The sequence below is a fragment of the Paenibacillus sp. FSL K6-1096 genome, assembly GCF_037977055.1.
Taxonomy (GTDB): Bacteria; Bacillota; Bacilli; order Paenibacillales; family Paenibacillaceae; genus Paenibacillus_AQ.
The window spans coordinates 5322121-5346822 of the sequence record NZ_CP150274.1 but is presented as its reverse complement, the minus strand read 5'-3'; the positions used below and the strand labels follow the sequence as shown (position 1 = coordinate 5346822).

The window sequence follows — 24702 nt, the reverse complement described above, 5'->3', positions numbered from 1 at the left end:
CCATGTTAGCACTTCCAGCGAAACTTATCTGTGACAAATTAAGGGTACTGAAGTGCATTAATTAACAACCTCATGGAAATTCATTCAAGATCAGGCTGTCGGCCGGGGAGCAGTAAGCCGTCTAAGTCTGCTGGTAATTCACCGCTGTGATCAGGCATTCCCGGCAGACAAAAGCATAATAGATCCCCTCATCATCCGCCACTTGTCCCATATCGGCCTGAGCCACAAAGGTCATCGTCCGGGCGCAGCAGGGGCAAGCCGGATAGTCCGCATCCTGAATCCAGGCCGGGTGTCCTCCGATCTGTGAAGCGGGCGCCTCCAGTGTCCATTCGGCACTCTCATAGGTACCGGCAGGCTGTTCCGACAGCCGCATCTCCCTCCAGTCCGCTTCATACGTTCCTCCCCCATGTTCAGGCAGGTACTCCGGGACCACATTATATTCGCTCCAGGAATACCTGCCCTCCAGATCGGCCTTCATATATACGGTTCCGTAACAGTTACAATGCATACAGGCGGCAATGCGCAGGCGTTTGCCGGGAAGCTTCATGAATTCAAGCTGCGGATGCTGCAAGTCGAAATCGAATAATTCAGTCAAACCGCCCCCGCACCATGGACAGGACTGCATTCCTGCCTGGAGCACGGTGACCGCTGCCGGAGTAGCAGGTGCTTCCGTGCTATCTTCCGCGCTTATTTTGAACGGATAACATTCGCGGTGGAACAGCCACCTTTGCCCTCCCTCTTCATCCAGCTCCCAGCCCGCAAAGCGGGCATAGGCCTCAGGCGGCTGATACAACGCGGACGCCCACTCCGGCGGGGACTCCCGCCAGACCGCGAACTGTCTGACCACCGCTTCATCACCAATCCAGGCGAGCGCCAGCAGCAGGTGATTGCGGTTGGCGGGATCGGATTCAACTTTTTCTATCAGCTGTGACCTGATTTCCACTCCTGCATCTTTATACAGAATGGAAGGATGATAGATCTCTTCACGCATGAACGCTTCCAGCCCGAGCTTAATCTCTCCACGGGTGAAGCAAGCGAGCGATAACAGAATCATTTCGGCCTGATCGGTATCCTCTTCTTCTAATAAATCTACTGCGTAGCTCTCCATCCGGTCACGTTCTTCCTTCGTCAGCCCATGATAGATCTCCTGTGCAGTTCGGGGGTAAGGCACTTCCTGAATCAGCGGGTCATGTCTGCGCGGACTGTGCATAATCTTCAGAATCTCCACCGGATCATTGATCCCGGCGTACCGGTTAACCTCTTTCCGGTTCTGTTCAATGTAAGCCTGGTGCTCCAGCGCTTTCTTCTGCTGGTAGCAGGGCATACAGATGCCTCCGGTTTTCAGTGCAGTTGCGGGAAGTATCGTTCCCGTACAGCCCGGAGTCTGACAAGGCAGACGCTCGCTCATTGTACCTCTCCCTTCGGGGTGGATATGCAAATCAGAATCTTGTGATTATTATAGTATATTTACCCTACCGGTTCGAATGAAGTCCTTGACTATCAGCCTTCGATCTGGAATAATAACAGCCTCATGGGAATTCATGCAGGACAAGACAATCATTGTATAGAAAAGGGGCGGTCGGCATCAGCTGGTTACAAGATTTCTACAACTCACAGAAGAAGGAGCCGGTCAAAGACATCGAGCCTGCTCTAATCAATGCCATCTTCCGCCTGTATGACCGCTTCCCCAGACTCGGCCTCACCGGGCGGACCGGCCAGCAGGATATGTCTCTGGATATCGCCGACGCTTATATCCATGGCCGCAATGCGATGATTGAAGCCGGTGTCGGCATCGGCAAATCCTTCGCCTATCTCATTCCCGGCCTGCTGATCAATCAGATCTCGCGGCAGCCGGTCATTATCGCCACCTCCTCTATCCAGCTCTCCGAGCAGATCCATAGAGACCTGCGGTTCATCGGCAGCCGGCTGGGCTTCTCCATGGTCCGCTCCGTTGTCGGTAAAGGTATGGGCCAATATGCCTGCCGGCTGCGGGCAGCGGAGCTGTCAGGGGCTGAAGCCTCCTCCGGCTCCCCCCTCCTGTCACTGGCAGAGCGGATTATGCATGGAGAGATCAACGAGCGGGCCGATCTGAAGAGTGGAGTCAGTGACGCCCTCTGGTCGAACGTGTGTGTGAATGATTGCCGGTTCGAGTATTGCCATTACCGGAGCACTTGCTCCTTCTATGAGATGAGAGCGAAGATTAACGCCGGAACCTCTGAGATGGACTTCATTATCGTCAACCAGGACCTGCTGATCCGCGACCTGATCAAGAAGAAGGAAGGGACCAAGGGTCTGATCACAGACCGGCCTGCACTGATCGTGATCGATGAAGCGCATAATCTGGAAGCTAAGGTCCGGGATGCCCAGACGCTGGAATTCACCTTACGCGGAACCTGCCGGGCGCTGGAGGACGCGGTGCAGATTCTGGTCAGGCGTTCCGCCGACCGGAGCCTGATGTCCTCGCTGCAGCTGGTCACCCGCTGCCTGCGCGGCATCTTCAGACAGGTCGAGGCAGACCTGCGGCTCACAGCCAAGCAGGACAATGACCGGATTAAAGTATCAGAGATTACCGGGTTGCCGCTGCTGCGGGGCATTCAGATTTTGCAGGAATTCCGTCTCAGCCTCTCCGTTCTGGTGTCCCGGCACGAGCGGGAGATCGACAATGCGTATGAAGCCGTGGGCGGAATGCTCCACCTGTTCCAGGTGCTTGCCGGTACAGAGAAGCGCTATCTGCTCTGGGCCGGCAGCCCGCGGGGAGAAGCAACTCTCAGCATCTGCCCGAAGGGGATCAGCCAATTTCTGAAGCACAGTCTGTTCAATGGCAAAACCCCGGTCATTCTCACCTCCGCCACCCTTTGCCAGACCGGGGAGACGCTGGAGGAGCAGTATGCATACCTGACACAGTCGCTTGGCTACCGGGGAGAATATATGGAGCGCCAGCCCTCCCCTTTTGACTATCCTCACCACACGATGATGTACATCGCCAGGAATGTTCCTTACTACACTCCGGCCAACCGGGAGGCTTATCTGGAGGCGGCGTACAAGGAGCTGCTGCGGCTGTGCAATGTTACGGACGGGCGGGCTTTGGTGCTTTTTTCGGCCAAGGAGGATATGAAATATGTTCATCAGAAGCTAAGTGCGGAGAAGCTGGGCTGGGCGCTGCATATGCAGCGGGAAGGCTCATCCCAGGACGCGATTATCGCTGAATTCCGGGCGAGCAAAGGGGTGCTGCTGAGTACGGGCGTCTTCTGGGAAGGCGTGAATATTGAGGGCTCCGACCTGTCACATCTGATCGTATTCCGGCTGCCGTTCCCGGTCCCGGCCGATCCGGTCTATGAGTACAAGGCAGCTATGGCCGGTGATCCGATGCAGGAGGTGTTCGTGCCGGACATGCTGCTCCGCCTGAGGCAAGGCACCGGACGCCTGATCCGCAGCGAGACGGACCTGGGCATCGTCAGCATCCTCGACTCCCGGCTGTCCGCCGGAGCGCGCAACCATTACCGGGAGCAGGTGCTGGCTGCACTTCCGTTCCGCAGGGTCACCGAGGATTTCGGGGTGCTGGAGCAGTTCGTACGGGAGAAGGGGATACACCGGTAACCGGCCCTGCACGTCTGCTGGAGTGCTGATGCGCTGGACTGGTGAAAAAGGCGGAGTTACCGCGGGGTTGAGTTAGGCGTGGGCGGCGGGCGGGAGCGGAATTTCATTCCTAAGCATGGGGCTATTGTACTTTGTACATTAGAATAGGTTGTAAACCTCCCCTTACTCCCTGCTACTGTATTATGTACAACAGAATTCAGAGATTTTGCCCATAATGAGCTTTCATCCAGCATTCTACTGTACTAAATACAATAGGCAGCGTTCTTAGTGAAGTTTTTATGATTTCTACTGTACATAGTGCAATCACCACTTGATTCCCCGCTCCGCTTCGTCCCCGCCCTCTCACCGTAACCTTCCTACCAGTTCATCAGCTTCCGAATCTCAGCCGTCAGCTTGTCTGCCGCTTTGCGGTGGGTTGCCTGGGACGGGTGATAATCGACGGCATAGCCGTCGGCCTCCAGCTGTACCTCGAATCTCATAGTGCTAATATTGCTGTCGCCGGATTCCCGGGAATAGCGGGCCACCGCTTGCTCCAGATGAGGATACAGTCTGTCCCCCATGATCCCCAGCGTGCATAGAATCGTAGAATCGGGATTGTTCCGTCTGACTTTTTGCAGAAAAGCTACATAGCTCTCAGCATAATCCGCCTGCTTGGCGGGGTCATCCTTGGTGTAAGAATCATCGTTCGTGCCCAGATTAATCACAATCAGCTCCGGTGTGAACCTGCTGAACTCCCAAGGCACCTCCTGGGGCAGCAGGCTGCCGCCAAATCTCCCCTCCGACTTGCCTACCTTCTCATAATAATCGGGCAGCAGATGCGTGGTCAGCTTCTGGTCGTTCTCCGTATAACCGGTAATAATTCCGTAGCCGCTGTAACACACCATGCTATAATCCGCTCCAAGCTGTTCAGCCGTTAAGTAAGCATAAGCCTTCGTCACATCTTCAGTAGCCGTAGAAAAAGAATGCAGCGCCTCTTCGTCATCCACGCCATAGCCGCAGGTGATCGAATCGCCGATGAATTCAATGGTATGTACTTGTCGCGGGGTTGGCTGAATGCCCTCGGCAGCATTTACGGCAATCTCCCGGATGCCAACCGTGGACATCGCCGCTTCGGAGAGCTTCGTAATTCTGACGGTAATCTCCTGCGGTGTGCCGCTCTCGAACACGGTATAGCTTCGGATTGGCTGGTCGATCTGATCGTCAATCACCCGCCGGCCGTTCACACTGATCCCGATCCGGGCCAGATTATTGCCGGTTACAGCAATATCATCGCCTGCCAGGGTAATCCGGGCTGCTGTACCATAGAACGAGAATTCTACTCCGCTGCCCGACAGGGCCAGCCACAGCACATCGTTGACACGATGGGTCCGCCCGATGATTTTGACATGCTTCTCTGTTGGTTTGTACACTTGCATTGTAGACATACCTGCACCATCCTTCTCTGATTCTATCTGTACAGTAACAAAGGTATTCTCAATTATCAATGAAGATTAGTGCGGGGTCAGGTATGATAAAAATACATGCGGGGAGACAAACACGGCTATGCCATCCCTGAGATAAGGAGGACACTATGGACATCCCCAAAGGAACCTACGGCTTCCGCTTTGCGGAAGACAAGGAGCTGCAGCTATGCGTCTTATTCGCAGCGGGTTATGATGCGGTCTCTGATCCCGCTTACCGCTGGGACGGTCTGGAGCGCAGTGATGGCCCGCTGCTGCTGTTCCAGTACACCCTCTCCGGTGAGGGCGTGTTCGAGTCGGAGAGCCGGACCTACCGGGTGCGGGCAGGACAGGCGCTTTTGGCGGAGATTCCCGGGCCGCACCGTTATTACTACCCGGCGGATGCGGCAGAGCCCTGGGAGTTCCTGTTCCTGCTGATCCGTCCGAATCTGATCCTGCCCCACTGGCGCAAATTCCTGCGCGAAGCGGGCGAGGTGCCGCGGTTGCCTGCAGACTGTGCACCTGTCCGGCTGGCGCGGATGATTGTAATGGATGCCGGTGCGGGCCGGATCTCCGATCCGCTGATTGCCTCGTCCAGCGTCTACCAGTTCGTGACCGAGCTGGCCCGGATGCAGGCGGCCACATTGCGTGACCGGGACACCTGGTCAGAGAATATCAGACGGGCCGCCGAATTCATTGAGCAGCATTATTCGCGGATGATCAGCATGGACCAGCTGTCTGAGCATGTCTCCCTGTCCAAATATCATCTTATCCGCCGTTTCTCGGCCAGCACGGGCCTGACACCCGGCGCTTACCTGACCAGAGTACGTACCGAGAAGGCCATGGAGCTGCTGCGGGGGACCAGCTTAAGTATTGAAGCGATCGCTGAACAGGTCGGCTACTCCAGCGGAAGCTATTTCATCAAGGCCTTCCGCAGCCTGACCGGACTGACGCCGGGGGAATTCCGCAGCGGGGATGAGAGTCTGACCTACCGCCGCCTCTTTTTCGATTAAGCGCAATATAGTGCTATTCAACGCTTAAGATTACTATAGATATTAGGATTCTCCTTGATTATGATGAACATGACAAGAGCAATCATCTATTCACAAAAGGAGAATACACAATGAATCATAAGCTTGCAGCACCCACCCCGCCGCTGGGCTGGAACAGCTGGGATTGCTACGGCGCAGCCGTAACGGAAGCGGAAATCCGCGGCAATGCGGAATATATGGCCGAGCATCTCAAAGACTTCGGCTGGAGCTATATTACCGTTGACATTCAGTGGTATGAGCCTGGTGCCGTATCCTCCCTGTACCGTCCCTTCGTCCCGCTGGTTATGGATGAATACTCCCGGCTGATGCCTGCCGAGAACCGCTTCCCTTCCGCCGCCGGCGGTCAGGGCTTCAAGCCGCTGGCTGACTATGTCCACAGCCTGGGACTGAAGTTCGGCATCCACATTATGCGCGGCATCCCGCGTCAGGCCGCCCATGCCGGCACTGCCGTTCTGGGGACGGACGCAACGGCGCGCGAGATCGCGCACACCGCCTCCATCTGTCCGTGGAATACGGATATGTACGGTGTCGATGCTTCCAAGGAAGGCGCTCAGGCCTACTATAATTCACTCTTTAAACTGTACGCGCAGTGGGGCGTCGATCTGGTTAAGGTGGATGACATCGCCGCTTCCAGGCTGCACGACACCCATCAGCCAGAGATTGCCCTGATCTCTCGGGCGATTGAGAACTGCGGACGCCCGATGGTGCTGAGCCTCTCCCCTGGCCCTGCTCCGGTAGAATACGCACAACATTTCATCGAACATGCCAACATGTGGCGCATAACGGATGATTTCTGGGACCGCTGGGAGCTGCTGCTGGACATGTTCAGCCGCTGCCGCAGCTGGCAGGGCGTCCCGCAGGCCGGCTCCTGGCCGGATTGCGACATGCTGCCGCTCGGCCACATCGGCGTCCGCTCCGTCGATGGCGGCGGGGATGACCGCTGGACCCGCTTCACCCGTGACGAGCAGCTGACGATGATGTCGCTGTGGAGCATTTTCCGCTCACCGCTCATCTTCGGCGGCGAGCTGCGCGACAACGACGACTGGACCCTGTCGCTGCTCACCAACCGCGAGGTGCTGCGCATGCAGCGCGAGAGCCATAGCGCCAGAGAAGCCCTCTGCCGGGACGATCTGATCGTCTGGACCGCCGCTCACGACGATGGCACCCGCTATGCGGCCGTTTTCAATATTGGCAGCAGCCCGCTGCCGGTGAACCTGAGCCTCGCAGAGATCGGTCTCGGCGGCGTGGCCGCAGGCACAGAGCTGTGGAGCCAGACACCTGCTGCGCTGAACGCAGGCGCACTACTGACCACCGTGCCTGCGCATGGGGTGCGGTTGTATAGCCTGTTATAGTAGAAGATAATAGAAAGCCGGGATTTCCAGTCAAACTGGATTCCCGGCTTTTATTCCTTTCCCGCTTGGTTCACCACCCCCGCCTGCGGTTATCGTTACATATAACGGCAATCGCAGACACATCCTAAGACAGAGACTGCACTCAGAAGGGAGAGTTACAGATGAAGGATGAGAAGAAAGCACCGCTCGACGGACGCACCGCAGGTGTCCACCCGATTCCGGAGGGCGAACCCAGTCCGGCGGACGGCCAATCCGAGACAGACAAGCTGGATGAGATCGTGGGTGCTGTGCTGGGGAATGACCCGGAGGTAGCGGCTCCCGGCCTTGAAGCCGATCCTGACGAAGAGAAGAACCGTAAGAACCCATAGCCTGACAGTTGGGCAGTACATTAACCGGGCCGGATAAGAGATCATCTTATCCGGCCCGGTTATTATTTATGCGGTTCTCCTTTCCCCCGATTCTCAGAATATAGCCCTTGGTTTGCAACCACAACCTCAACCAATTATCATTAATCTCAACATGCTCAGTGCCCGGGAGGTAATCAAATGTCCAAAACGATATTAGTGGTAGACGATGATGCAGAAATTGTGAAGCTCATCAGCAAGAGCTTAAGGTACGAGCAATTTGCCGTCATCACGGCCAGCTCCGGGCGGGAAGCCTTAGCGGCCGTGGAGGGTAACCCTATCGATTTCATTGTTCTTGATATCGTCATGCCTGATATGAGCGGACTGGATGTCTGCCGGACGATCCGGTCCTCGTATAATGTGCCCATCATGTTATTAAGCGCACGGGATCAGGATATTGATAAAATTGTCGGTCTGGAAATCGGCGCGGACGATTATATGACCAAGCCGTTCAGTATTCAGGAGCTGGCCTCCCGGATCAAGGCGCATTTCCGCAAAGTGGACAGGCTGCATCAGGAGTGGGATAAGCTTAGCCCTGCCAAAGACAAGGCTGATGCTCCGCTTATTTTGAATGATAAAACGTATGAAGCCTTTCTGTACGGCCAGAAGCTCGACTTATCCGCGAAGGAATTTCAGATTCTGTCGATCCTGATGCGTCATCCCAACCAGGTACTCAGCCGGGAGCAAATCTATGAGAACGTCTGGGGAGATGAATACGGAGAGATCAATACCGTAACAGTTCATATCAAGAATATCCGCAAGAAGCTGGGTCCTGAGCATAACTTCATCAAAACCATTTGGGGCATAGGCTATAAATACACAGAAAGAGAGCAATAGGATGAAACTGAAAATCAAGCTTCCCCTGTTATTCCTGCTGATGCTGCTGATTCTGATGTTTTCGATTGGTTTGTATTTAAAGTTTGTCTTTGCCGTATATTCCCCGATACGCACCAACTTGCTGGACTCACGATACCTGGCGCTGCTGCTGCCCATCTTCGCCATGGCCGGCTGTATATTTTTCATTCTGATCATCTATATTCATTTCCGCATCGAGCAGCCGATCCGGCGGCTGAATGCCCGGCTAGAGGAAGTCAATGTCGTCCATCCCCTGTCCCCGCTGGCTTTGAAGCGTAAGGACGAGATTGGAGAGCTATATAACCATTTCAATAAAATGGAGCATCGGCTTCAGCTCGCCCACAGAGAACAGACCGATATGCTTGCCGCCATCGCCCACGATCTGAAGACACCTCTGACCTCGATTAACGGCTTCACTGAACTGCTGGCTACCCATGAGGACTTACCCGAAGCAGAGAAGCAGGAATATTATGAATTGATTCAGCGGAAATCAGCCTATATGGTTGACCTCCTCAATGATTTCTCCAGCTTCACCAAAGAAAAATCGGAGCTTGAATCCATGACCGCTAAGCCTGTAAAGGCGACAGCACTGTTTGCCGACATTGCTTTTGAATATGAATACGAGCTGGCGGGACTTGATATTGAACTGACTTGCCGCCATTCCTTCACGGACAGCATATGGCTGACGGTTAATGAACCGATGATTCGCCGGGTGTTCGGCAACCTCTTCAGCAATGCTGTTAGATATGGGGGGAAGCCTGATCTGAAGGTGTATATGACGGGATACCTGCGGGAGCATTATGCCTATTTTCAGATTGAGGATAATGGCATCGGTGTGCCGGACAAGGACATGTCATCGCTGTTCCTCAAATTCTTCACGGTGGACCCGTCGCGGCAGATCCGCAAGGGCGGACTTGGCCTGGGGCTGGCCAGCTGTAAATCGATTATTGAGCACCATGGAGGCGAGATTGTGGCCTTCCCCTCTGAACATGGCGGTCTGGGGATCAGATTCAGTCTGCCTTTATAATTTTTTATATTCTCTTCAGATCTGTTTATTTTTCCTTTAAAGAAGCTTCATGTTTGGATGTGAAAATAGGTTGTAGCAGAACACAACAAACACTGGCTTTACTAGTAGGAGGTCTGAGGAAGAATGAGTATTTTATCCAAGAAAAGAATCGGCAGCACGCCCGCGATACAAATTGACGGCGTGCACAAAAGGTTTGGCGACTATACCATATTAAACAATCTTTCGCTGGAGGTCAGCCGGGGCGAGATCTACGGATTCCTGGGACTGAACGGCGCCGGGAAAACAACGACGATCAAGATGCTGCTGGCGATGATCAAGCCTAACTCGGGCTCGCTCTATATGTTAGGTGAGAAGGTCGACGCCGGAAACTCTAAATTATGGAGCAACGTCGGGTATTTGGAGGAGGCGACCTTTTATCCGGATCTGACTGTAACGGAGAATCTGGAGATCGCCAGACGTATGCAAGGGGTGCCGGACAAGGATGCTGTACCGCAGGTGATCTATAAGTTGGGGCTGGAGCCGCACAAAAAGAAAAAAGCAAAACATCTCTCCCTCGGGAACAAGCAGCGCCTGGGACTGGCCAAAGCGATGATTCACAACCCGGAGATTCTGATCCTGGACGAGCCGATCAACGGTCTTGATCCCGCAGGCGTAGCAGAGATACGGAATATGTTATATAATCTGGCGCACAATTTCGGCATCACGGTGTTTATATCCAGCCATCTGTTAGAGGAGCTCTCCAAGGTGTCTACACGGATTGGGATTATTCACGGTGGCAAGCTGGTGCAAGAAGTAGCTATGGACAAGCTGGAGCAGTCCTTGGAGAAAAGCCTGGTCGTGAACGGCCGGAACAAGCCTGCCTTAAAGAAGGTGCTGGAGGCGCATGGCTATGACTTCCTGGATACCCCGGACGGCACTCTTAAGCTAACCAATGAACATGCCGCAGATCATCCGGAACGGCTGGCTGAACTGCTCGTGCAAAACAATCAGCCGCCAACGTCGCTCCGGGTGGTTACAGAGGACCTGGAAGGCTATTTTCTCCGCACCATCGGGGTTAACAGGGGGATTGTATAATGAATACTCTATCGGTGTTGCATTGTGAGCTCCGCAAGATTGTCCGCTCGAACGTGTTCTGGATCATGTTCCTGGTGCTAGGCTTCGGGCCGATCATGATGGGCGTCGGAAATGTATTATCCAGTGACGCCGGCGGTGTCACCTGGGAAGCGTATTTGAACGGATTGCTGGAGACACTTGCCCCGCTGGGAGTGATCGGATACACCTTTGTGGCCGCATGGGTATTCGGACGGGAATTTTCAGACCGGACCATCAAAGATTTACTGGCCAAGCCCATATCCAGAGCGAAAATTGTATTGTCCAAGTTCCTGGTCATTTTAGCATGGTGCGTGTTGCTGTCCATCTATATGTTTGCCGTTGGTCTTGCCGTAGGAGCTATCCTTGGTGTTGCTGGCGGGTCCGCCGCGTTCATTTGGAGCTTGTTCCTTAAGTTCCTGATCACCTCGCTGCTGTTCATTTTGGTGACCGCACCAAGCGTTCTGTTGGCTAATGTGACCAAGGGCTACCTGGCACCTCTGGGGCTCATCCTGATCATTGTCATTCTGTCCAATGTGCTCAGTTCCTTTGGATTTGCACCCTACTTCCCATGGACCATCCCGTCGGTATTCCTAAGCACCGGTACGCTGCAGCTGAGCAGTATCATCATCCTTGCGTATACCGGAATTATTGGAATCGCCGGAACCTTCGCCTGGTGGAGATATGCGGAGCAGCCGTAACCAAGTAAAAACACCTGCGCTCTTCAGCAGGTGTTTTTTTATATCACTCTTCATCACCTACAGCGCCTCTCATCGCCTCCTGTTCGCGGAAGGCTGAAGGAGTCAGCCCGTACTTTTTCTTGAACAAGGTGGAGAAATAAGTGATATTGTAGATTCCTACCGCTTCACTGATCTTGGCCGCTGTGTCATTCGTTGAAGCAAGCAGCTCCTTTGCTTTGTCCAGCCGGGTGTTGTTCAGGTATTCACTGAAGGATAGCCCGGTCGCTCCTTTGAACAGCTTGCCCAGATAGCTGGGGGACAGTCCGGCGATTTTGGACACCAGATCGAGAGAGATGTTAGGCTCGGCATAATGCTCATGGACATAATTCTGCACTTTTTCAATGAGAATATTATGCTTCTTGGCATTCATCCAGTGATGTTTATCTTCAATTAACGTGCAGATGGTGGAGCAATAACGGTTGAATATGTTACGGATCTCCGTCAAGTCCTCAGCAGCTTCAATATCGGTTACCGCCTGCAGGTAATCATTGAAATTTGAATCCGGCACATGCTGTAAATAGTCAAAAGCTTTCAGCAACGACAGCATAAGCTGCGTACTGAAGGTGATGATCTGATGAACCGAACCGCTGGATAGGGTATCGGTAAATTCCTCAATAGCGCTAACAATAGGCTCCGGCTTGCCCTGCTGCACGGCTTCAATCAGCTTCTTCTCGCAGCCACTGGGATAACTTAAGGCTGTCAGCACATGGTGGCGGGTCGCTACAGCATCCAGAATCGCTTCCTTCCCATAGATTAGCCGGTATTTCACATACTGCTGCGCGGAGGTATACGAGGACGGAATATTCCCTTTTCCAAAGGCTATATCTCCTATACCTATAGAAACTGTGACCTTGAAGTAACGGTTCAGGAAGCTTTGAACATTACGTAAGGCAGGCTTTAGCTCCTCCGGCGGCTGATTTTTCGTGTATTGAAGGATGGCAACGGCTTCGTTCCCCCCCATAATGAGTACATCACAGGGGCCAATATGCTCCAGCAGCTCTTTGGCGATATTCCCCAGCGCGAAGCGCAATAAGGCCTGCTGTTTCCCTTCCCCCCTCTCCCCTGCCGGCTCCAGCTCATTGATCTTGAACACCAGCACGCCAAAAAACGGCCCCGCAACCTCCTCACCGATCTCCTTAATCATGTCGCTTGAGACCGAGTCCTCCAGGGAATGACCACGCAGCAGGGCATGAAGATAATGCTCACGGACAGTCCGGGAGGAATGGCTGATGACAAACTGCATCGATTTCTCACGTTCATGATAGGAGTGGAACACCTCGGTCACCATCTTATATTCATCGATCAGCGCCAAGCCGGAGGCGGGTTTGGCCGGGGCAGGCATGATTTTGTCCAGCAGCGCCGATAAGGGCTTATTCATGTTCGAGGTCAGCAGGATAGAGCTCAACAGACCTGCAAGTACAATTCCGGCTGTCACCAGCAGCGTAATCCCCCGGAGCTGGTCGATGTCAGAAATAAGCTCAGAATACGGTGAAACGCTTACAAAATACCAGTCCAGTTCCTCTGATTTTACATAAGTGACCAGATTCTTTTCGCCTGCGATTGTTGTGGTGAAGCTGTTCTCATTCCGGTTCTCGATTAATATCGTGCGCACATACTCTTCCCGGGATAAATCATCCAGAAACAGATTGGAATCGGTATGGGACAGCACTTTTCCTTCATTATTAATTACAAACACATTATTCGCAGCATCCGCTTTGCCGATCTTACGGATGGTCGTCAGGATCGACTGCTCCTCCACATTGATATAGATCAGCGGACTGCCCGCGGTCTGGTATGCGAAATTCGGGTACAGCAAGAATGTCAGGAACTGTAACGGCCTGCCGTTATTCCGGCCTGCAACCTTCAGACTGCGCGGATTGAACTCCATGTACTGCTTCGCACTGAGCGCGGTGAGTGATGCGTCGAACGGCAGCCCGGCGGTATCGATAGTCGTGCCTGTAGAAGGCCGGTGGATTCCGATGCTGTGGATATACGGGTTCAGATTGGTGATTTGTTCAATCTGCTGAAAAATATGATAATTGCTCACCTTGTCCTCCACCGTCTCATCCAGAAAGGTAAGGACCTCCGGTTGAATCAGCAGTGTATTTCCGATCGTGTTGACCTGATTATAGACGACATCCGAGGCGTAAGTGGTCTGGGACAGCATCGCCCGGGAATTACGTTCGATCTCCTTAATGGCGCTTCGGGAGAACAGGGAGAAGAGTACACTGGACAGCAGGCTTACAGTTAGCAGAACGAGCAGGAAATATGAGATGGTGAGCTTCTGAAATGCCTTGTATCGAACAAGCCGGTTGATGGTTGCCCGCATGCTGAATTCCTCCCCAAGCTGCCCGTTATCATTTCTTAATATAGTACATTTCCAGCCGAAAAGGTACTGAATCAGGCGAAAATGAAAGCCATTCTGCTTTTTTGAAAGCCTTGTGTGCTAATTTGAAAGCGTTTGCCGGGTTTTAAAATAGACTCTTACTCCGGCTATAGCTAAGCTGAAAGCAAGGCAACAGTCATCTATAACAAACCAATAGCAAATAGGGGGGGAACAGGAATTGAAGAAAAAACGGCGTCCAGGGTTCAGCATACTGTCAGACATCCGCAGAAATGGCACATCCTATTTGTTGGTTTTGCCGGCCATGGCATACACATTTATTTTCGGCTATCTGACTTATCCTTATATGGTTATTGCTTTCCAGCGCTTCAATTATACAAAAGGAATCTTCCATAGCGAATGGGTCGGCTTCAAAAACTTTGAGTTTTTCTTCCGTTCTAATAAAGCGCTTACAGTTACCTTCAATACCATTTACCTCAATTTATTGTTTATTGTTTTCGGCACGCTGATGGCGCTGGCCATTTCACTGGTGCTGAACGAGCTGCGCAAGAAGCTGTTTGTGAAGATCAGCCAGTCGCTGATGTTATTCCCCAATTTCATCTCATGGATCGTCATCAGTTATGTGCTGTATGCGCTTTTCTCGATGGATATGGGCGTAATCAACAGAATTCTGAACCAATTCGGCATGGCTTCCGTGAACTGGTATACCGAAGCCCAGTCCTGGCCGGCGATTCTGACCATCATGCATGTGTGGAAGGGCGCCGGCATGAGCGCGATCATCTACCTGGCGACCATTACCGGCATCGACGAGACATTGTATGAAGCCGCCGAGATTGACGGGGCGAACCGCCTGCAGATGTGTTTTCGGATTACGCTTCCGCTAATGATGCCAACGGTTATTATTCTGACGATGCTCTCGGTCGGCAAAATTATGTACGGCGATTTCGGGATGATCTATGCGCTCATCGGGGACAACGGCACCCTGTATTCGACTACGGATATTATTGATACGTATGTCTTCCGCTCCTTGCGCCAGATCGGCGACCCTTCTGAAGCGATGGCCGTGGGACTGTTCCAGTCGGTTATCGGATTTATCCTTGTCTTTGGTACCAATGCCGTTACCCGCAAGTACTTCAAAGATGGCGCATTATATTAAATCCGGGAAGGAGGAGTATCCATGAAAAGAATTTCAATCAGCAGAACGGTCATGTACACGCTGACTGCGGTCTATTCGGCGCTGTGCCTGCTTCCGATGCTGCTTGTGCTGATGATCTCCATCACGGATGAGGATGCCATTCTTAAGAACGGCTACAGCCTGTTTCCGGAGAAATTCTCTCTGTATGCCTACAAGCTGATCTTTACTAGCGGCTCCCAGGTCATTCAGAGCTACGGCATTTCGATCTTCGTCACAGTCGTTGGTACCACGCTGGCCCTGCTGATTACTTCTATGGCAGGCTACACCCTGGCGAACAAAAATGTGAGGCACCGCAATCTGCTGGCCCTTTACTTTTTTATCACCATGATTTTCTCAGCCGGCATTGTGCCCTGGTATCTGATGAACCGGGCGCTCGGATTAACCGATAATATTCTCGCCCTGATTATACCGTCCCTGCTGTTCAGCCCGTTCAATCTCTTCCTGGTGCGCAATTTCATGAACGGCATTCCTGACTCGCTGCGGGAATCCGCCACCATCGACGGAGCCAGTGATATTGTCATCGCTTTTAAGATCTATCTTCCGTTATGTAAACCGGTACTGGCGACGATTGCCCTCTTCTATGGACTGGATTATTGGAACAACTGGTGGAATGCGATTATGCTGATTGACACGAAGGACCTGTATCCGCTGCAATTCATGCTGCTGCAGATGCAGTCGGAGATCAGTATGCTGAACGATATGGCCATGCTGGCCGGAACAAGCGACGTAACGCTTCCTTCAGAGTCGGTCAAGATGGCGACAGCCATCGTAACCATCGGGCCGATCGTCTTCCTCTATCCTTACTTACAGAAGTACTTCGTGAAAGGGCTTGTGATCGGTTCAGTGAAAGGCTGATGTCATCCCTTAGGGGTTAACATATAGAAGACAACATAAGAGGAGGTCCGTATTATTCATGAGAAAATCCTATGCAACCCTGTTAGCTGTGGCGCTTGCCCTGTCCACCCTGGTCGGGTGCGGCAAGGCCGATAATGCCAGCCCTGGCGCAAATGGAGAAAGCAATGCTTCATCCCCGAATGCAGGGAATGCCAATGCCTCTGAGGTCGTGAAGATCAAATACGTGGTTCCCGGCACCGAGCCCAAGGATTACCAAAAGGTGTTCGAGAAGGTCAATGAGAAGCTGGCCGCAGACGGCGTCGGTGTTGCCGTAGAGAAAGTCTTCATTCCCTGGGATGCCTGGGACCAGAAGCTGAACCTGATGCTGTCCACCGGTGAAGAGTTCGATCTGTTTCATGTCATGCAGGACCGCACTCCTTTTTCCAACTATTATACCCGGGGTGCACTGGCCGATATCTCGGAGGAAATTGAGAAGTATGGAGCCAACCTGAAAAAGAATATTCCGGAGGACATCTTTAGCGGCGCCACCATCGGCGGGAAATATTATATCGTCCCCTCCTACTGGGTTGAAATGGCCAGCGAAGGCCAGTTCAATATCCGCCGCGACATTCTCCGCGAGAACAATTTGCAGGAGCCCACAACTCCGGCTGAGCTGATCAGCGCCTGGGAGACGGTGATGAAGAACTGGAAGGGAAAGAACAAGCCTTACTTAGGCACCCGGGCCGATTTTGACCCGATCAATCTGCATACTTCCATCCTGCACCGGACCTATGACACCTTCCCGTTCACGGTTAAGGATAAGTTCTTCTATGTCAACCAGAACGGAGAGGTCAAATCCTGGATTGAAACCAACGAATTCAAGCAGGATGCTGCCTTCATGCACGAGCTGTACACCAAGGGAATTACGAATCCTGACATTCTGGTTATGAAGCAGGAGCAGGTAGATGCCCAGCTTGACAGCGGGGAATGGTTCGTACGTCTGGGAACCGGCGGAAGCTTAAACGGACTCCAGAAGTACAATCCGGATGCTACAGTGGACGATATCGGCGTAGTATGGTTTAACCCGGAGAAAGAGTATCTGCGCCCCCTCTCCTTCAAGAACGGAAATGCTGTACCGGCGAACAGCAAGCACCCGGAGGCTGCGGTGAAATTTATGGATTGGATGCTGGCCAGCCAGGAGAACTATGACCTGGTTCAATACGGCATAGAGGGTGAGCACTACACCAAGGATGGCGACAAAGGCCTGAAGCCGATCAGAGACCCGAACAACAATAATAATCCAAGATACAGAGGCTCCGATTCGCAGAACGGCAATGTGAACTTTATGCGCTTTGATAAGGAGAGCAGTATTCCTGAGAATAACAAGGTCTTATTCGAGCCTAATCCGAGTGCGGTCAATAGTATTGCAGCCAACTTTATTTTTGACCCGACAAATGTAAGAACCGAATATACCAATATTCTCTCGGAAGCTTCAGCCAGCATCACTCCAATCTATATGGGGGTGCTGGACTACGACAAGGCCTTCCCCGAAGCGCTGGATAAAATGAAGAAGGCAGGTCTGGATAAGGTCGTTGCCGAATACCAAAAGCAGTTCAAGGAATATCAAGCTTCTCAGCAATAAAATGAGCTGTTACACCAAAGGAGCGGAGAAATCGTGAGCCTGCATCAGCAAAAACAACAATTTGAAGCAACCAAAACCATCTATGACAGCGCAACCCTGGTATTTAAAAACGTGGATGGATTCGATGTCTATAATATTTCGATTCCTTTTGAACGGGATGGCAAACGCTACTTGTTCGGCCGGGTAGAACGCCGGGAGGAATGGGCCCGCTCCTGGGTCCGTCTGTTCGAGGAGACAGGCCAGGATGAGTGGACCCTGGTGGAGAACAGCATGATCTACACGCTGGAGGACCCGTATATCAGCGAAATAGGTGATGAGCTCGTACTGGGCGGAACGCATGTACAATATGAAAGAGGCAAATACAGCACGTATTTCGGTTACTTTTACCGGGGGACGGATCTCCATGATTTATACTACTTCACGACCGGTCCCAACAAAATGAAGGATATCCGCCTTGTTGCCCTGGCGGACGGCAGAATTGGCGTCTTCTCGCGTCCGCGGGGCCATGAGGTGAAGGGCCAATACGGCAGCGAATCGATGATCGGCTTCACGGTGATTGACAAGCTGGAGGATTTGACCGCTGATGTCATTGAGAATGCCCCGTACATTCATGGTATCTTCGGAGCAGGCGAATGGGGAGGCGTCAATCAGGCCTACCTTCTGAGCAGCGGCAAGATCGGAATTATCGGCCATATTTGTTATTCCCATCAGGAGCAGAGCGGGCAGGAAATCAAGGTCTATATGAACATGGCCTTCATCTTCGATCCGGTGACCCGGGAATCCCATGACCTGCATATCATCGGAAGCCGCTCCTGCTACCCGCCCGGACCGGCCAAGGCTCCGTATTTGACGGACTGCGTCTTCTCTGCGGGGATCGTGATGCGCGAAGACGGCAAGGCCGATCTGTACAGCGGGGTTGGCGACTGCCAGGCCGGACGGATTACGGTTGACTATCCGTTCGCATCCTACGGAAGTATTGTCTAAATAGATTGAACTAAAAATTCAAGTTAAAGAAAAAGTAGTTCAACATTCAAGGAGGATATTCCACGATGAGTTATAACCATACACCCGTTATAGGAGCTCTGGCATCCACTCCCCTCATCCGCCGTCATCCGGCCAACCCTGTGCTGGATGCAGCGCGGGTGCCTTATCCCACCGCACTTGTGTTTAACGCGGGAGTGGTGAAGTTCGGCGGCCGGTACGTGATGGTATTCCGCAATGACTACGGCTCGCTTGAGCAGCAGACCCTGGAGCCGTCTCATACAACGGATCTCGGTATAGCATTCAGTGAAGACGGGATTCACTGGACGGCCGGGCCGAAGCCGGTGTTCAAGCTGCAGGGCGAAGAGGTTGTGCGCGGATATGATCCGCGGCTGACGGTGATCGATGGTCGTTGCTACATGTGCTTCGCTGTAGATACACGGCATGGCATCCGGGGCGGGATCGCAGTCACAGATGACTTCGAATCCTTTGAAATCTTAAGCCTGTCTACGCCGGACCTGCGGAATATGGTGCTGTTCCCGGAGAAGATCAACGGCAACTATGTGCGGCTGGAACGGCCGTTCACCGTATACAGCCGCGGAGGCAAGGACCGGTTCGACACATGGATCGCAGAGTCGCCGGATCTCATCTATTGGGGACGTTCCGATCTGTTGCTGGCCGTGGAGCAGGTCCCGTTCGCCAATGACAAGATCGGCCCGGCAGCACCGCCGGTGAAGACAGACAAGGGCTGGCTCACCACCTTCCATGCGGTGGACCTTGATCCCGCCAGAGGCAAGAACGGCTGGGAGCCATCCTGGAAGAAGCGGTATACAGCAGGCATTATGCTGCTTGACCTGGACAATCCGAAGAAAATCCTCGGGATGAGCGCCTCTCCGCTGCTCGCCCCTGAAGCCCCCTACGAAATCGACGGAGGCTTCCGCAATGACGTCATCTTCCCCGGCGGCATGATCCTGGAGGACGACGGCGAAGTCAAAATCTATTACGGTGCGGCCGACACCGTGGAATGTTTGGCCACCGCCCATGTGGATGATTTGATCAGGCTTTGTTTGGGGCAGTAAGACAAACGGGTATCATCCTTGAAGGAGGATGGTGCCTGTTTTTTTGTGCGTTATTCCGCTAAGGTCTCCGTGTCTCGCCTTCACGCTCTTCCTTTGATCATAGCCATAATCTCTTCAATTACAATCTCCGGTTCATCCTGATGAATATAATGCCTGCTACCAGCCGCTATCCGGCACTGGCTCGAAGGATATAATTTCTGAACCTCCGCTTGCATCTCCTGGTCGATTCTCAGGATGGCTTCATTCGGCCATTCTTCATTGTAAGTGTCCGGCAAGCCTCGCATAATGATAGAAATATTCAAATCGCTTATCTGCGTTAATTCTGCCACTTGCATATAACTTCGCGGCTTGTCGATGCTCTCCTTGTTCATCAAAGGGTTTAAGTAATACTCCCGGTTATGGACAACGAGCTTGTCATGCAATACCCGCTCATAGGCAAGCTCCTTATATTCAACGGCAGCATCAATAAGAACCATACCCAAGACAAGCTCAGGATATCTGGCTGCAAATAATCTTGCGACCAGACCTCCAAACGAGTGTCCCACTAAAATATAGGGCGGTAATATGTTCAGTTTCTGCAATAATCCGGATAATTCCTCCACCAAGTCGGCACAGCTGCGCGGCCCAGGCACAGCCTGACTTCTCCCTGTTCCTGGCCTGTCATATGTGAACGTTGAAGTCTCTTGACTAATTCTCTCCTGCACGCCATTCCAAGTATCACTGCCGTCACCTAAGCCTGCTACAAAGACAACACTGGGCGTGCCTCTTCCTGCGTATTTGCTGTAGATCATGCTTCTTTATCCCCGCTTCCTTAATTCATTACAGACCTGCAGTATTTAACTATTTATATTCATTTCCTGAGTATATCACAGTGCAGATTTTATAGTTTCCTGATATATCCAACGATTCCACAACTCTATATGTAAGATAATATGCCGTATCTCTACTGTATTTATCATATAATATACTAATTTCAGTACTTCTCTTTGTTAAAATCTCTAAAAATAGTTCAATTTCATATTATTCATTGACTGAATTAATATACAATGTTATATTTCTTAACACAATTAATAATATACATAGAGGAAAGGGAGATTGCCTACATGAGTAAGTTGAAACGTTTGCGTAGAACGAAGAGGCAAGTTATAGCTACTTCCATTGCATTATCTGTCATTGCTTCAGGAGTCATTCCGTTTCAAACCGCTGATGCTTTAACCCGGGTCACTTCATCCAGTGGCACCGTCTGGGAGATTCACGATGCTTTTGCTCCCAGCTTAGACACAGGAAGCTTGCGTACCGTCGGCGCTACACAAGTACAAGGCTTCGGTAATATTTTTGTTAAGGTATCCTCGCCTTCCGCCTCCCTAATGAATGGACAAATGATGCGCGGCTTTGACCTCAAATACGATGGCGTTAACCGATTCACTTCCTCTCAATCTGTTAATCTGGGAAATGTAACCGTCACCCGTGATGTGTATGTAGATACTATCAATAATAGAACTAGATTCTTTGATACTTTTACCAATAAGAATGATATGGCTGTACAGGTCGATGTCTCCTTCGGCGGCTCCTTAGGATATGGCACATCAGCTAACGCTTCGGTGGTCAAGGCCACCTACACTAATGATCTGGACGTAACGACAGACGATTCATGGATTGTTGTCGATAGCAGTGCCAGAAACAATAAACCTCTAGGTGTTGCAGTCGGGTCTCCACATCCTTTTAATAATGGATTAACCGCTCTCGGGAATCAGCAGCAGAATCCATTCACCACACCTCTGGCTAAGTCCGGTAATGAGGCGAATTTCTACGGCTTTATTAATACCTTAAATCTGGAGCCGGGCCAGTCGAAATCCCTGGTACATTTTGTGCAAGTTGGAGAAGCCGGTGAAGCTGGACTGAACAATCTGGTAACCACGCTTAACGGGCTGAATCAGCAGCTGGATGTGTCCGGCTTAACCCCTGCCCAGATCCGCTCCATCAGCAACTGGGATACCTCAGGTATAGAGGGGCTTAATGCTGGAGATACCCTGTTCGTTCCAGAGGCTCCTGCAGCGCAAAGCTTCGTTACCTCCTCCCCCTACGATGTTGTGAACAAATCCATTGCCGAGATGCAGCAGGATATGATTAGCGGTAAAACGACTTCTGTCCAAATTACGCAAGCGTATCTGGATCGGATCAAGGCTTACGATTTGGGGCAGCTTGGCTTCCATGCCTTCCTGCATGTATCCGAAACTGCGCTGGCGCAAGCCAAAGCAGCTGACGATGCCCGTGCGCAAGGTGCTTCAGGCGATCTGCTGGGAATTCCAATTGCGATCAAAGACATCTATGACACCAAAGACATGCCTACAACCGGCGGCAGTAAAGCGCTTGAAGGCTGGCGGCCGGAATCGGATGCCTTCCAGGTGAATAAGCTGCGGGAAGCCGGCGCGGTCATTATTGGTAAAGTGAATACTTCGGAATTCGCCAACAGCGGAAGCTTCAGTGAAAGCGGCTGGATGCAGACATGGAATGCGCTCTATCCATCCAAAACCTCTTTTGGCTCCAGCGGCGGGTCGGCCGTATCGGTGGCAGCTGATTTTGCAGCGGCAGCTATGGGATCGCAAACAGGGGTATCTCTCTATGCCCCGACGACAGGCGCCAGCTTAAAGAGCTTCCGCGGTACAGACGGCATGGCCAGTACGACAGGTGTACTGCCGCTCACTTGGGGACAGGATTATGCGGGGCCCATTGCCAAAACCGTAACAGACCTGGCCATTATGCTGAATGCAACAACGGGTACGGACCCGCAGGATATTTTCACCGTAACTGCTGATGCAGATCATAAACGTCCGGAGAACTGGAAGGATTCCCTGGATGCTGGCGCATTAAAAGGAAAGAAAATCGGATACATCCCATCATCCTTTGTCTCCAGCTACGCAGATGATGATACCGGACAAGCAGTAATGAATAAGTTCTCAGAGCTTCAGGCCGCAGGCGCAACCATGGTTGAGATGTCAAAAATGCCATCAGCCCCTACCCGTCCGTCGGGCATTAACGGTTCTACGGAAGGCTGGGCACGCTACATTGAGCTTCATAAGGCCTTCCCTTACGCAGATGGAGCAAGTGTACTCGCTTCAGATAAGGTGCTTATCTATAATCAGAGATCATATACTGCACCTACGCGGATGACGGAACAGGCTGTACAGGATTACATCAAGTATAGAACGGATTATAAAGAAGTGATCAAAGGCTGGATGGACGAGAACGGCGTAGATGCCGTTGTATATGCAGGCTTCATCAGTGACGTATACAACAATGACGCAGCAGCCTCTCAGTTAAGTTCGGACCGTGGCACAGGCGTATTAACGTCTAATGTCGGTCTCCCTACGGTAGTGGTTCCTGTAGGAACGAACGACAGCGGATATTCGGTCTCCATGCAGCTTGTGGGCAGAGCGTGGGACGATGCCAAGGTTCTGGGTATGGGCTACGCGCTTGAGCAGCAAAGTCAAGCCAGACTGCTGACCGCCTTCGCTCCAGCACTTCAATATGTTCCAAACCCTACTGATCCCGATCCAGTAGATAATGAACCAAGCAATCCTAGCAATCCAAGTCCTGGAGGAGGTACCGGAACTCCACCGGTAACAGCAACGCCTACACCAACACCTACAGCGACACCGGCTCCTACAGCAACACCAGCAGCAACACCAACACCTACGCCGGAAGTGGTCAGCTTTACCGATACACTGAATCATTGGGCAAAAGCAAGCATTGACCTGCTGATTTCCAAAGGATTACTAACAGGTTATGAAGATGGAACCTTCCGTCCGAATGCAGGCTTGACCCGTGCCGAAGCCATTAAGGTGATTACAACACACATGGGACTCGACGGACAAGCAAGCAGCTTCACAGATGTATCTGGGTCGCATTGGGCCAATAAATACATCGGCGCAGCCGCCAGTGCCGGCCTGATGAACGGCTACAGCGACGGCACCTTCCGTCCAAACGCTAAGATTAGCCGCAGTGAATTAGCAACACTAATCACCAGAGCCTTCAAGCTGACGGGAACCGGAACAGCATCATTCAAAGATGTTAACAAAGAGGCATGGTATTATAACTCCATCGATGCACTCGCATCCAATAAAATTATTACCGGATACGAAGACGGTACCTTTAAGCCTGCTAAAGACATTACCCGGGCAGAGTTCGCTACTATGGTAGCGAGGTTGTTGGAGGGTGGGAAGTAAGGGAAGTTAAAAGTGTAAAGGAAAGGCCATCCCGAAAGGGATGGCCTTTAACTTGCTGTAAAAAATTCTTAATTTGTACTGCTGCTTGTGGTTAAAGTTCATTTAGTGAATGCAAAAATAATGAGAATTATAAAAATAACCAAAAAAGCTGTAAATATTAACAAGCTAACTTTTACATGATTATAAATCTTCATCAGTTCCGGTTTTCTTTCGATCAACTTTAAGGAGGATAGTGATAGTAAAGGGATACTCAATAGTGCTATAAAAGCTGGTATTACAGTAATCATACTTGATGGATCAACATAATTGTACTTTTTCAAAATTGTAACAATGCCTATTCCCATCATTGCTATCCCAAATAAAATTAATGCAAAACCCATCATTTTATTTAATCTGCTTGCAAAGTAAGATAAGGCCAGCAAGCATGTACCACATCCAAAAGTGAATATTAGTACACCATTGTAAGAAAATGAATTAAAAAAAGTTAGCACTTTGACACCTCATACGATACCCCAACTACAACTGAAGTACCAAACAGACTATTAAAACACCAGTATCTCATTCTCAATACACCGATCCGCAAAAGTAGCCAGCTTCGTTCCCTTGTTAGGGCGATAGCTCTCAATGGCCTTGATCAGACCGATGGTGCCGATGGAGAATAGGTCCTCCTTGTCTTCGCCGCTCTTGTCGAATTTCCTGAAGTTGTGGACACGATGGGATGTCAACTATTATCGAGCTTCCGGGCTAGTGCATCTGGATCAATATTCACACTACCCCAAGCCTGTCAACAATCAAGTTGCGGATTATGCTCTTGCCACTTCCATTATTACCTGCAAACACAAACAT

At 51.6% G+C, this 24702-nt stretch carries 18 protein-coding genes and 1 pseudogene; 14 read left to right on the top strand and 5 right to left on the bottom strand.

Annotated features, from left to right (window positions below):
* Positions 1-121: 121 nt before the first annotated feature.
* On the bottom strand, positions 122-1408 hold the full coding sequence (locus MHI24_RS23735; RefSeq protein WP_340021977.1) for a DUF1963 domain-containing protein: 1287 nt from the start codon (positions 1406-1408) through the stop codon (positions 122-124).
* 152 nt (positions 1409-1560) lie between these two features.
* Here MHI24_RS23735 and MHI24_RS23730 point away from each other — a divergent pair, with 152 nt between their 5' ends.
* The gene (locus tag MHI24_RS23730) at positions 1561-3597 is read left to right on the top strand and encodes an ATP-dependent DNA helicase (protein WP_340021976.1); all 2037 of its coding nucleotides are present in this window, start codon (positions 1561-1563) and stop codon (positions 3595-3597) included.
* Between the two features lie 356 nt (positions 3598-3953).
* Here the strand turns inward: MHI24_RS23730 and MHI24_RS23725 are convergent, their stop codons facing one another.
* On the bottom strand, positions 3954-5021 hold the full coding sequence (locus MHI24_RS23725; protein ID WP_340021975.1) for an SGNH/GDSL hydrolase family protein: 1068 nt from the start codon (positions 5019-5021) through the stop codon (positions 3954-3956).
* A 146-nt stretch (positions 5022-5167) separates the two neighbouring features.
* On the opposite strand from MHI24_RS23725, the gene MHI24_RS23720 reads away from it, so the two are divergent.
* From MHI24_RS23720 to MHI24_RS23690, 7 genes are all read left to right on the top strand, one after another.
* Positions 5168-6049: an AraC family transcriptional regulator gene (locus tag MHI24_RS23720; RefSeq protein WP_340021974.1), complete on the top strand. Its 882-nt coding sequence runs from the start codon at positions 5168-5170 to the stop codon at positions 6047-6049.
* A gap of 110 nt (positions 6050-6159) precedes the next feature.
* Positions 6160-7440 (top strand): glycoside hydrolase family 27 protein, encoded by a 1281-nt coding sequence (locus tag MHI24_RS23715; RefSeq protein ID WP_340021973.1) that lies wholly within the window; start codon positions 6160-6162, stop codon positions 7438-7440.
* A gap of 161 nt (positions 7441-7601) precedes the next feature.
* Positions 7602-7808, top strand: a complete 207-nt coding sequence (locus MHI24_RS23710) for a hypothetical protein (protein WP_340021972.1) — start codon at positions 7602-7604, stop codon at positions 7806-7808.
* 177 nt (positions 7809-7985) lie between these two features.
* A complete protein-coding gene (locus tag MHI24_RS23705) occupies positions 7986-8681 on the top strand; it encodes a response regulator transcription factor (protein WP_340021971.1) in 696 nt (231 codons plus the stop codon).
* A gap of 1 nt (position 8682) precedes the next feature.
* Positions 8683-9726, top strand: a complete 1044-nt coding sequence (locus MHI24_RS23700) for a HAMP domain-containing sensor histidine kinase (protein WP_340021970.1) — start codon at positions 8683-8685, stop codon at positions 9724-9726.
* Positions 9727-9849: 123 nt separating this feature from the next.
* Positions 9850-10800 carry an ABC transporter ATP-binding protein gene (locus MHI24_RS23695; protein ID WP_340021969.1) on the top strand — a complete coding sequence of 317 codons (951 nt, stop codon included), beginning with the start codon at positions 9850-9852 and terminating at the stop codon, positions 10798-10800.
* Positions 10800-11516, top strand: a complete 717-nt coding sequence (locus tag MHI24_RS23690) for an ABC transporter permease (RefSeq protein ID WP_340021968.1) — start codon at positions 10800-10802, stop codon at positions 11514-11516. Before MHI24_RS23695 ends, MHI24_RS23690 begins: the two co-directional genes overlap by 1 nt.
* A 43-nt stretch (positions 11517-11559) precedes the next feature.
* Here MHI24_RS23690 and MHI24_RS23685 read toward each other — a convergent pair whose 3' ends face one another.
* Entirely contained in the window at positions 11560-13884 is a 2325-nt protein-coding gene (locus MHI24_RS23685; RefSeq protein ID WP_340021967.1) for a helix-turn-helix domain-containing protein, read from the bottom strand.
* Between the two features lie 235 nt (positions 13885-14119).
* Between MHI24_RS23685 and MHI24_RS23680 the strand changes: the two genes are divergently transcribed.
* The 5 genes from MHI24_RS23680 to MHI24_RS23660 all read left to right on the top strand — a co-directional run bounded on the left by MHI24_RS23680 (position 14120) and on the right by MHI24_RS23660 (position 19630).
* A complete protein-coding gene (locus tag MHI24_RS23680) occupies positions 14120-15055 on the top strand; it encodes an ABC transporter permease subunit (RefSeq protein ID WP_340021966.1) in 936 nt (311 codons plus the stop codon).
* A gap of 21 nt (positions 15056-15076) precedes the next feature.
* Positions 15077-15949 (top strand): carbohydrate ABC transporter permease, encoded by an 873-nt coding sequence (locus MHI24_RS23675; protein WP_340021965.1) that lies wholly within the window; start codon positions 15077-15079, stop codon positions 15947-15949.
* A 58-nt stretch (positions 15950-16007) separates the two neighbouring features.
* Complete coding sequence (locus MHI24_RS23670) at positions 16008-17570, top strand: extracellular solute-binding protein (RefSeq protein ID WP_340021964.1); 1563 nt, start codon at positions 16008-16010, stop codon at positions 17568-17570.
* 33 nt (positions 17571-17603) lie between these two features.
* Positions 17604-18554: a DUF1861 family protein gene (locus MHI24_RS23665; protein ID WP_340021963.1), complete on the top strand. Its 951-nt coding sequence runs from the start codon at positions 17604-17606 to the stop codon at positions 18552-18554.
* A gap of 65 nt (positions 18555-18619) precedes the next feature.
* Positions 18620-19630 (top strand): glycoside hydrolase family 130 protein, encoded by a 1011-nt coding sequence (locus MHI24_RS23660; RefSeq protein ID WP_340021962.1) that lies wholly within the window; start codon positions 18620-18622, stop codon positions 19628-19630.
* Between the two features lie 80 nt (positions 19631-19710).
* Here the strand turns inward: MHI24_RS23660 and MHI24_RS23655 are convergent, their stop codons facing one another.
* A complete protein-coding gene (locus tag MHI24_RS23655) occupies positions 19711-20421 on the bottom strand; it encodes an alpha/beta hydrolase (RefSeq protein ID WP_340021960.1) in 711 nt (236 codons plus the stop codon).
* A gap of 312 nt (positions 20422-20733) precedes the next feature.
* Between MHI24_RS23655 and MHI24_RS23650 the strand changes: the two genes are divergently transcribed.
* Positions 20734-23856 (top strand): amidase family protein, encoded by a 3123-nt coding sequence (locus MHI24_RS23650; protein WP_340021959.1) that lies wholly within the window; start codon positions 20734-20736, stop codon positions 23854-23856.
* 548 nt (positions 23857-24404) lie between these two features.
* Here the strand turns inward: MHI24_RS23650 and MHI24_RS23645 are convergent.
* A pseudogene (locus MHI24_RS23645) lies at positions 24405-24581 on the bottom strand (sigma factor); the annotation flags it as partial.
* Between the last annotated feature and the right edge of the window lie 121 nt (positions 24582-24702).

Excerpts from the sequence above, each read along its gene's own strand:
- MHI24_RS23720 (WP_340021974.1), top strand. The coding sequence starts at position 5,168 with ATGGACATCCCCAAAGGAACCTACGGCTTCCGCTTTGCGGAAGACAAG.
- MHI24_RS23655 (WP_340021960.1), bottom strand. The coding sequence starts at position 20,421 with ATGATCTACAGCAAATACGCAGGAAGAGGCACGCCCAGTGTTGTCTTT.
- MHI24_RS23685 (WP_340021967.1), bottom strand. The coding sequence starts at position 13,884 with ATGCGGGCAACCATCAACCGGCTTGTTCGATACAAGGCATTTCAGAAG.
- MHI24_RS23695 (WP_340021969.1), top strand. The coding sequence starts at position 9,850 with ATGAGTATTTTATCCAAGAAAAGAATCGGCAGCACGCCCGCGATACAA.
- MHI24_RS23725 (WP_340021975.1), bottom strand. The coding sequence starts at position 5,021 with ATGTCTACAATGCAAGTGTACAAACCAACAGAGAAGCATGTCAAAATC.
- MHI24_RS23735 (WP_340021977.1), bottom strand. The coding sequence starts at position 1,408 with ATGAGCGAGCGTCTGCCTTGTCAGACTCCGGGCTGTACGGGAACGATA.
- MHI24_RS23660 (WP_340021962.1), top strand. The coding sequence starts at position 18,620 with ATGAGTTATAACCATACACCCGTTATAGGAGCTCTGGCATCCACTCCC.
- MHI24_RS23705 (WP_340021971.1), top strand. The coding sequence starts at position 7,986 with ATGTCCAAAACGATATTAGTGGTAGACGATGATGCAGAAATTGTGAAG.
- MHI24_RS23710 (WP_340021972.1), top strand. The coding sequence starts at position 7,602 with ATGAAGGATGAGAAGAAAGCACCGCTCGACGGACGCACCGCAGGTGTC.
- MHI24_RS23715 (WP_340021973.1), top strand. The coding sequence starts at position 6,160 with ATGAATCATAAGCTTGCAGCACCCACCCCGCCGCTGGGCTGGAACAGC.
- MHI24_RS23670 (WP_340021964.1), top strand. The coding sequence starts at position 16,008 with ATGAGAAAATCCTATGCAACCCTGTTAGCTGTGGCGCTTGCCCTGTCC.
- MHI24_RS23690 (WP_340021968.1), top strand. The coding sequence starts at position 10,800 with ATGAATACTCTATCGGTGTTGCATTGTGAGCTCCGCAAGATTGTCCGC.
- MHI24_RS23700 (WP_340021970.1), top strand. The coding sequence starts at position 8,683 with ATGAAACTGAAAATCAAGCTTCCCCTGTTATTCCTGCTGATGCTGCTG.
- MHI24_RS23675 (WP_340021965.1), top strand. The coding sequence starts at position 15,077 with ATGAAAAGAATTTCAATCAGCAGAACGGTCATGTACACGCTGACTGCG.
- MHI24_RS23650 (WP_340021959.1), top strand. The coding sequence starts at position 20,734 with ATGAGTAAGTTGAAACGTTTGCGTAGAACGAAGAGGCAAGTTATAGCT.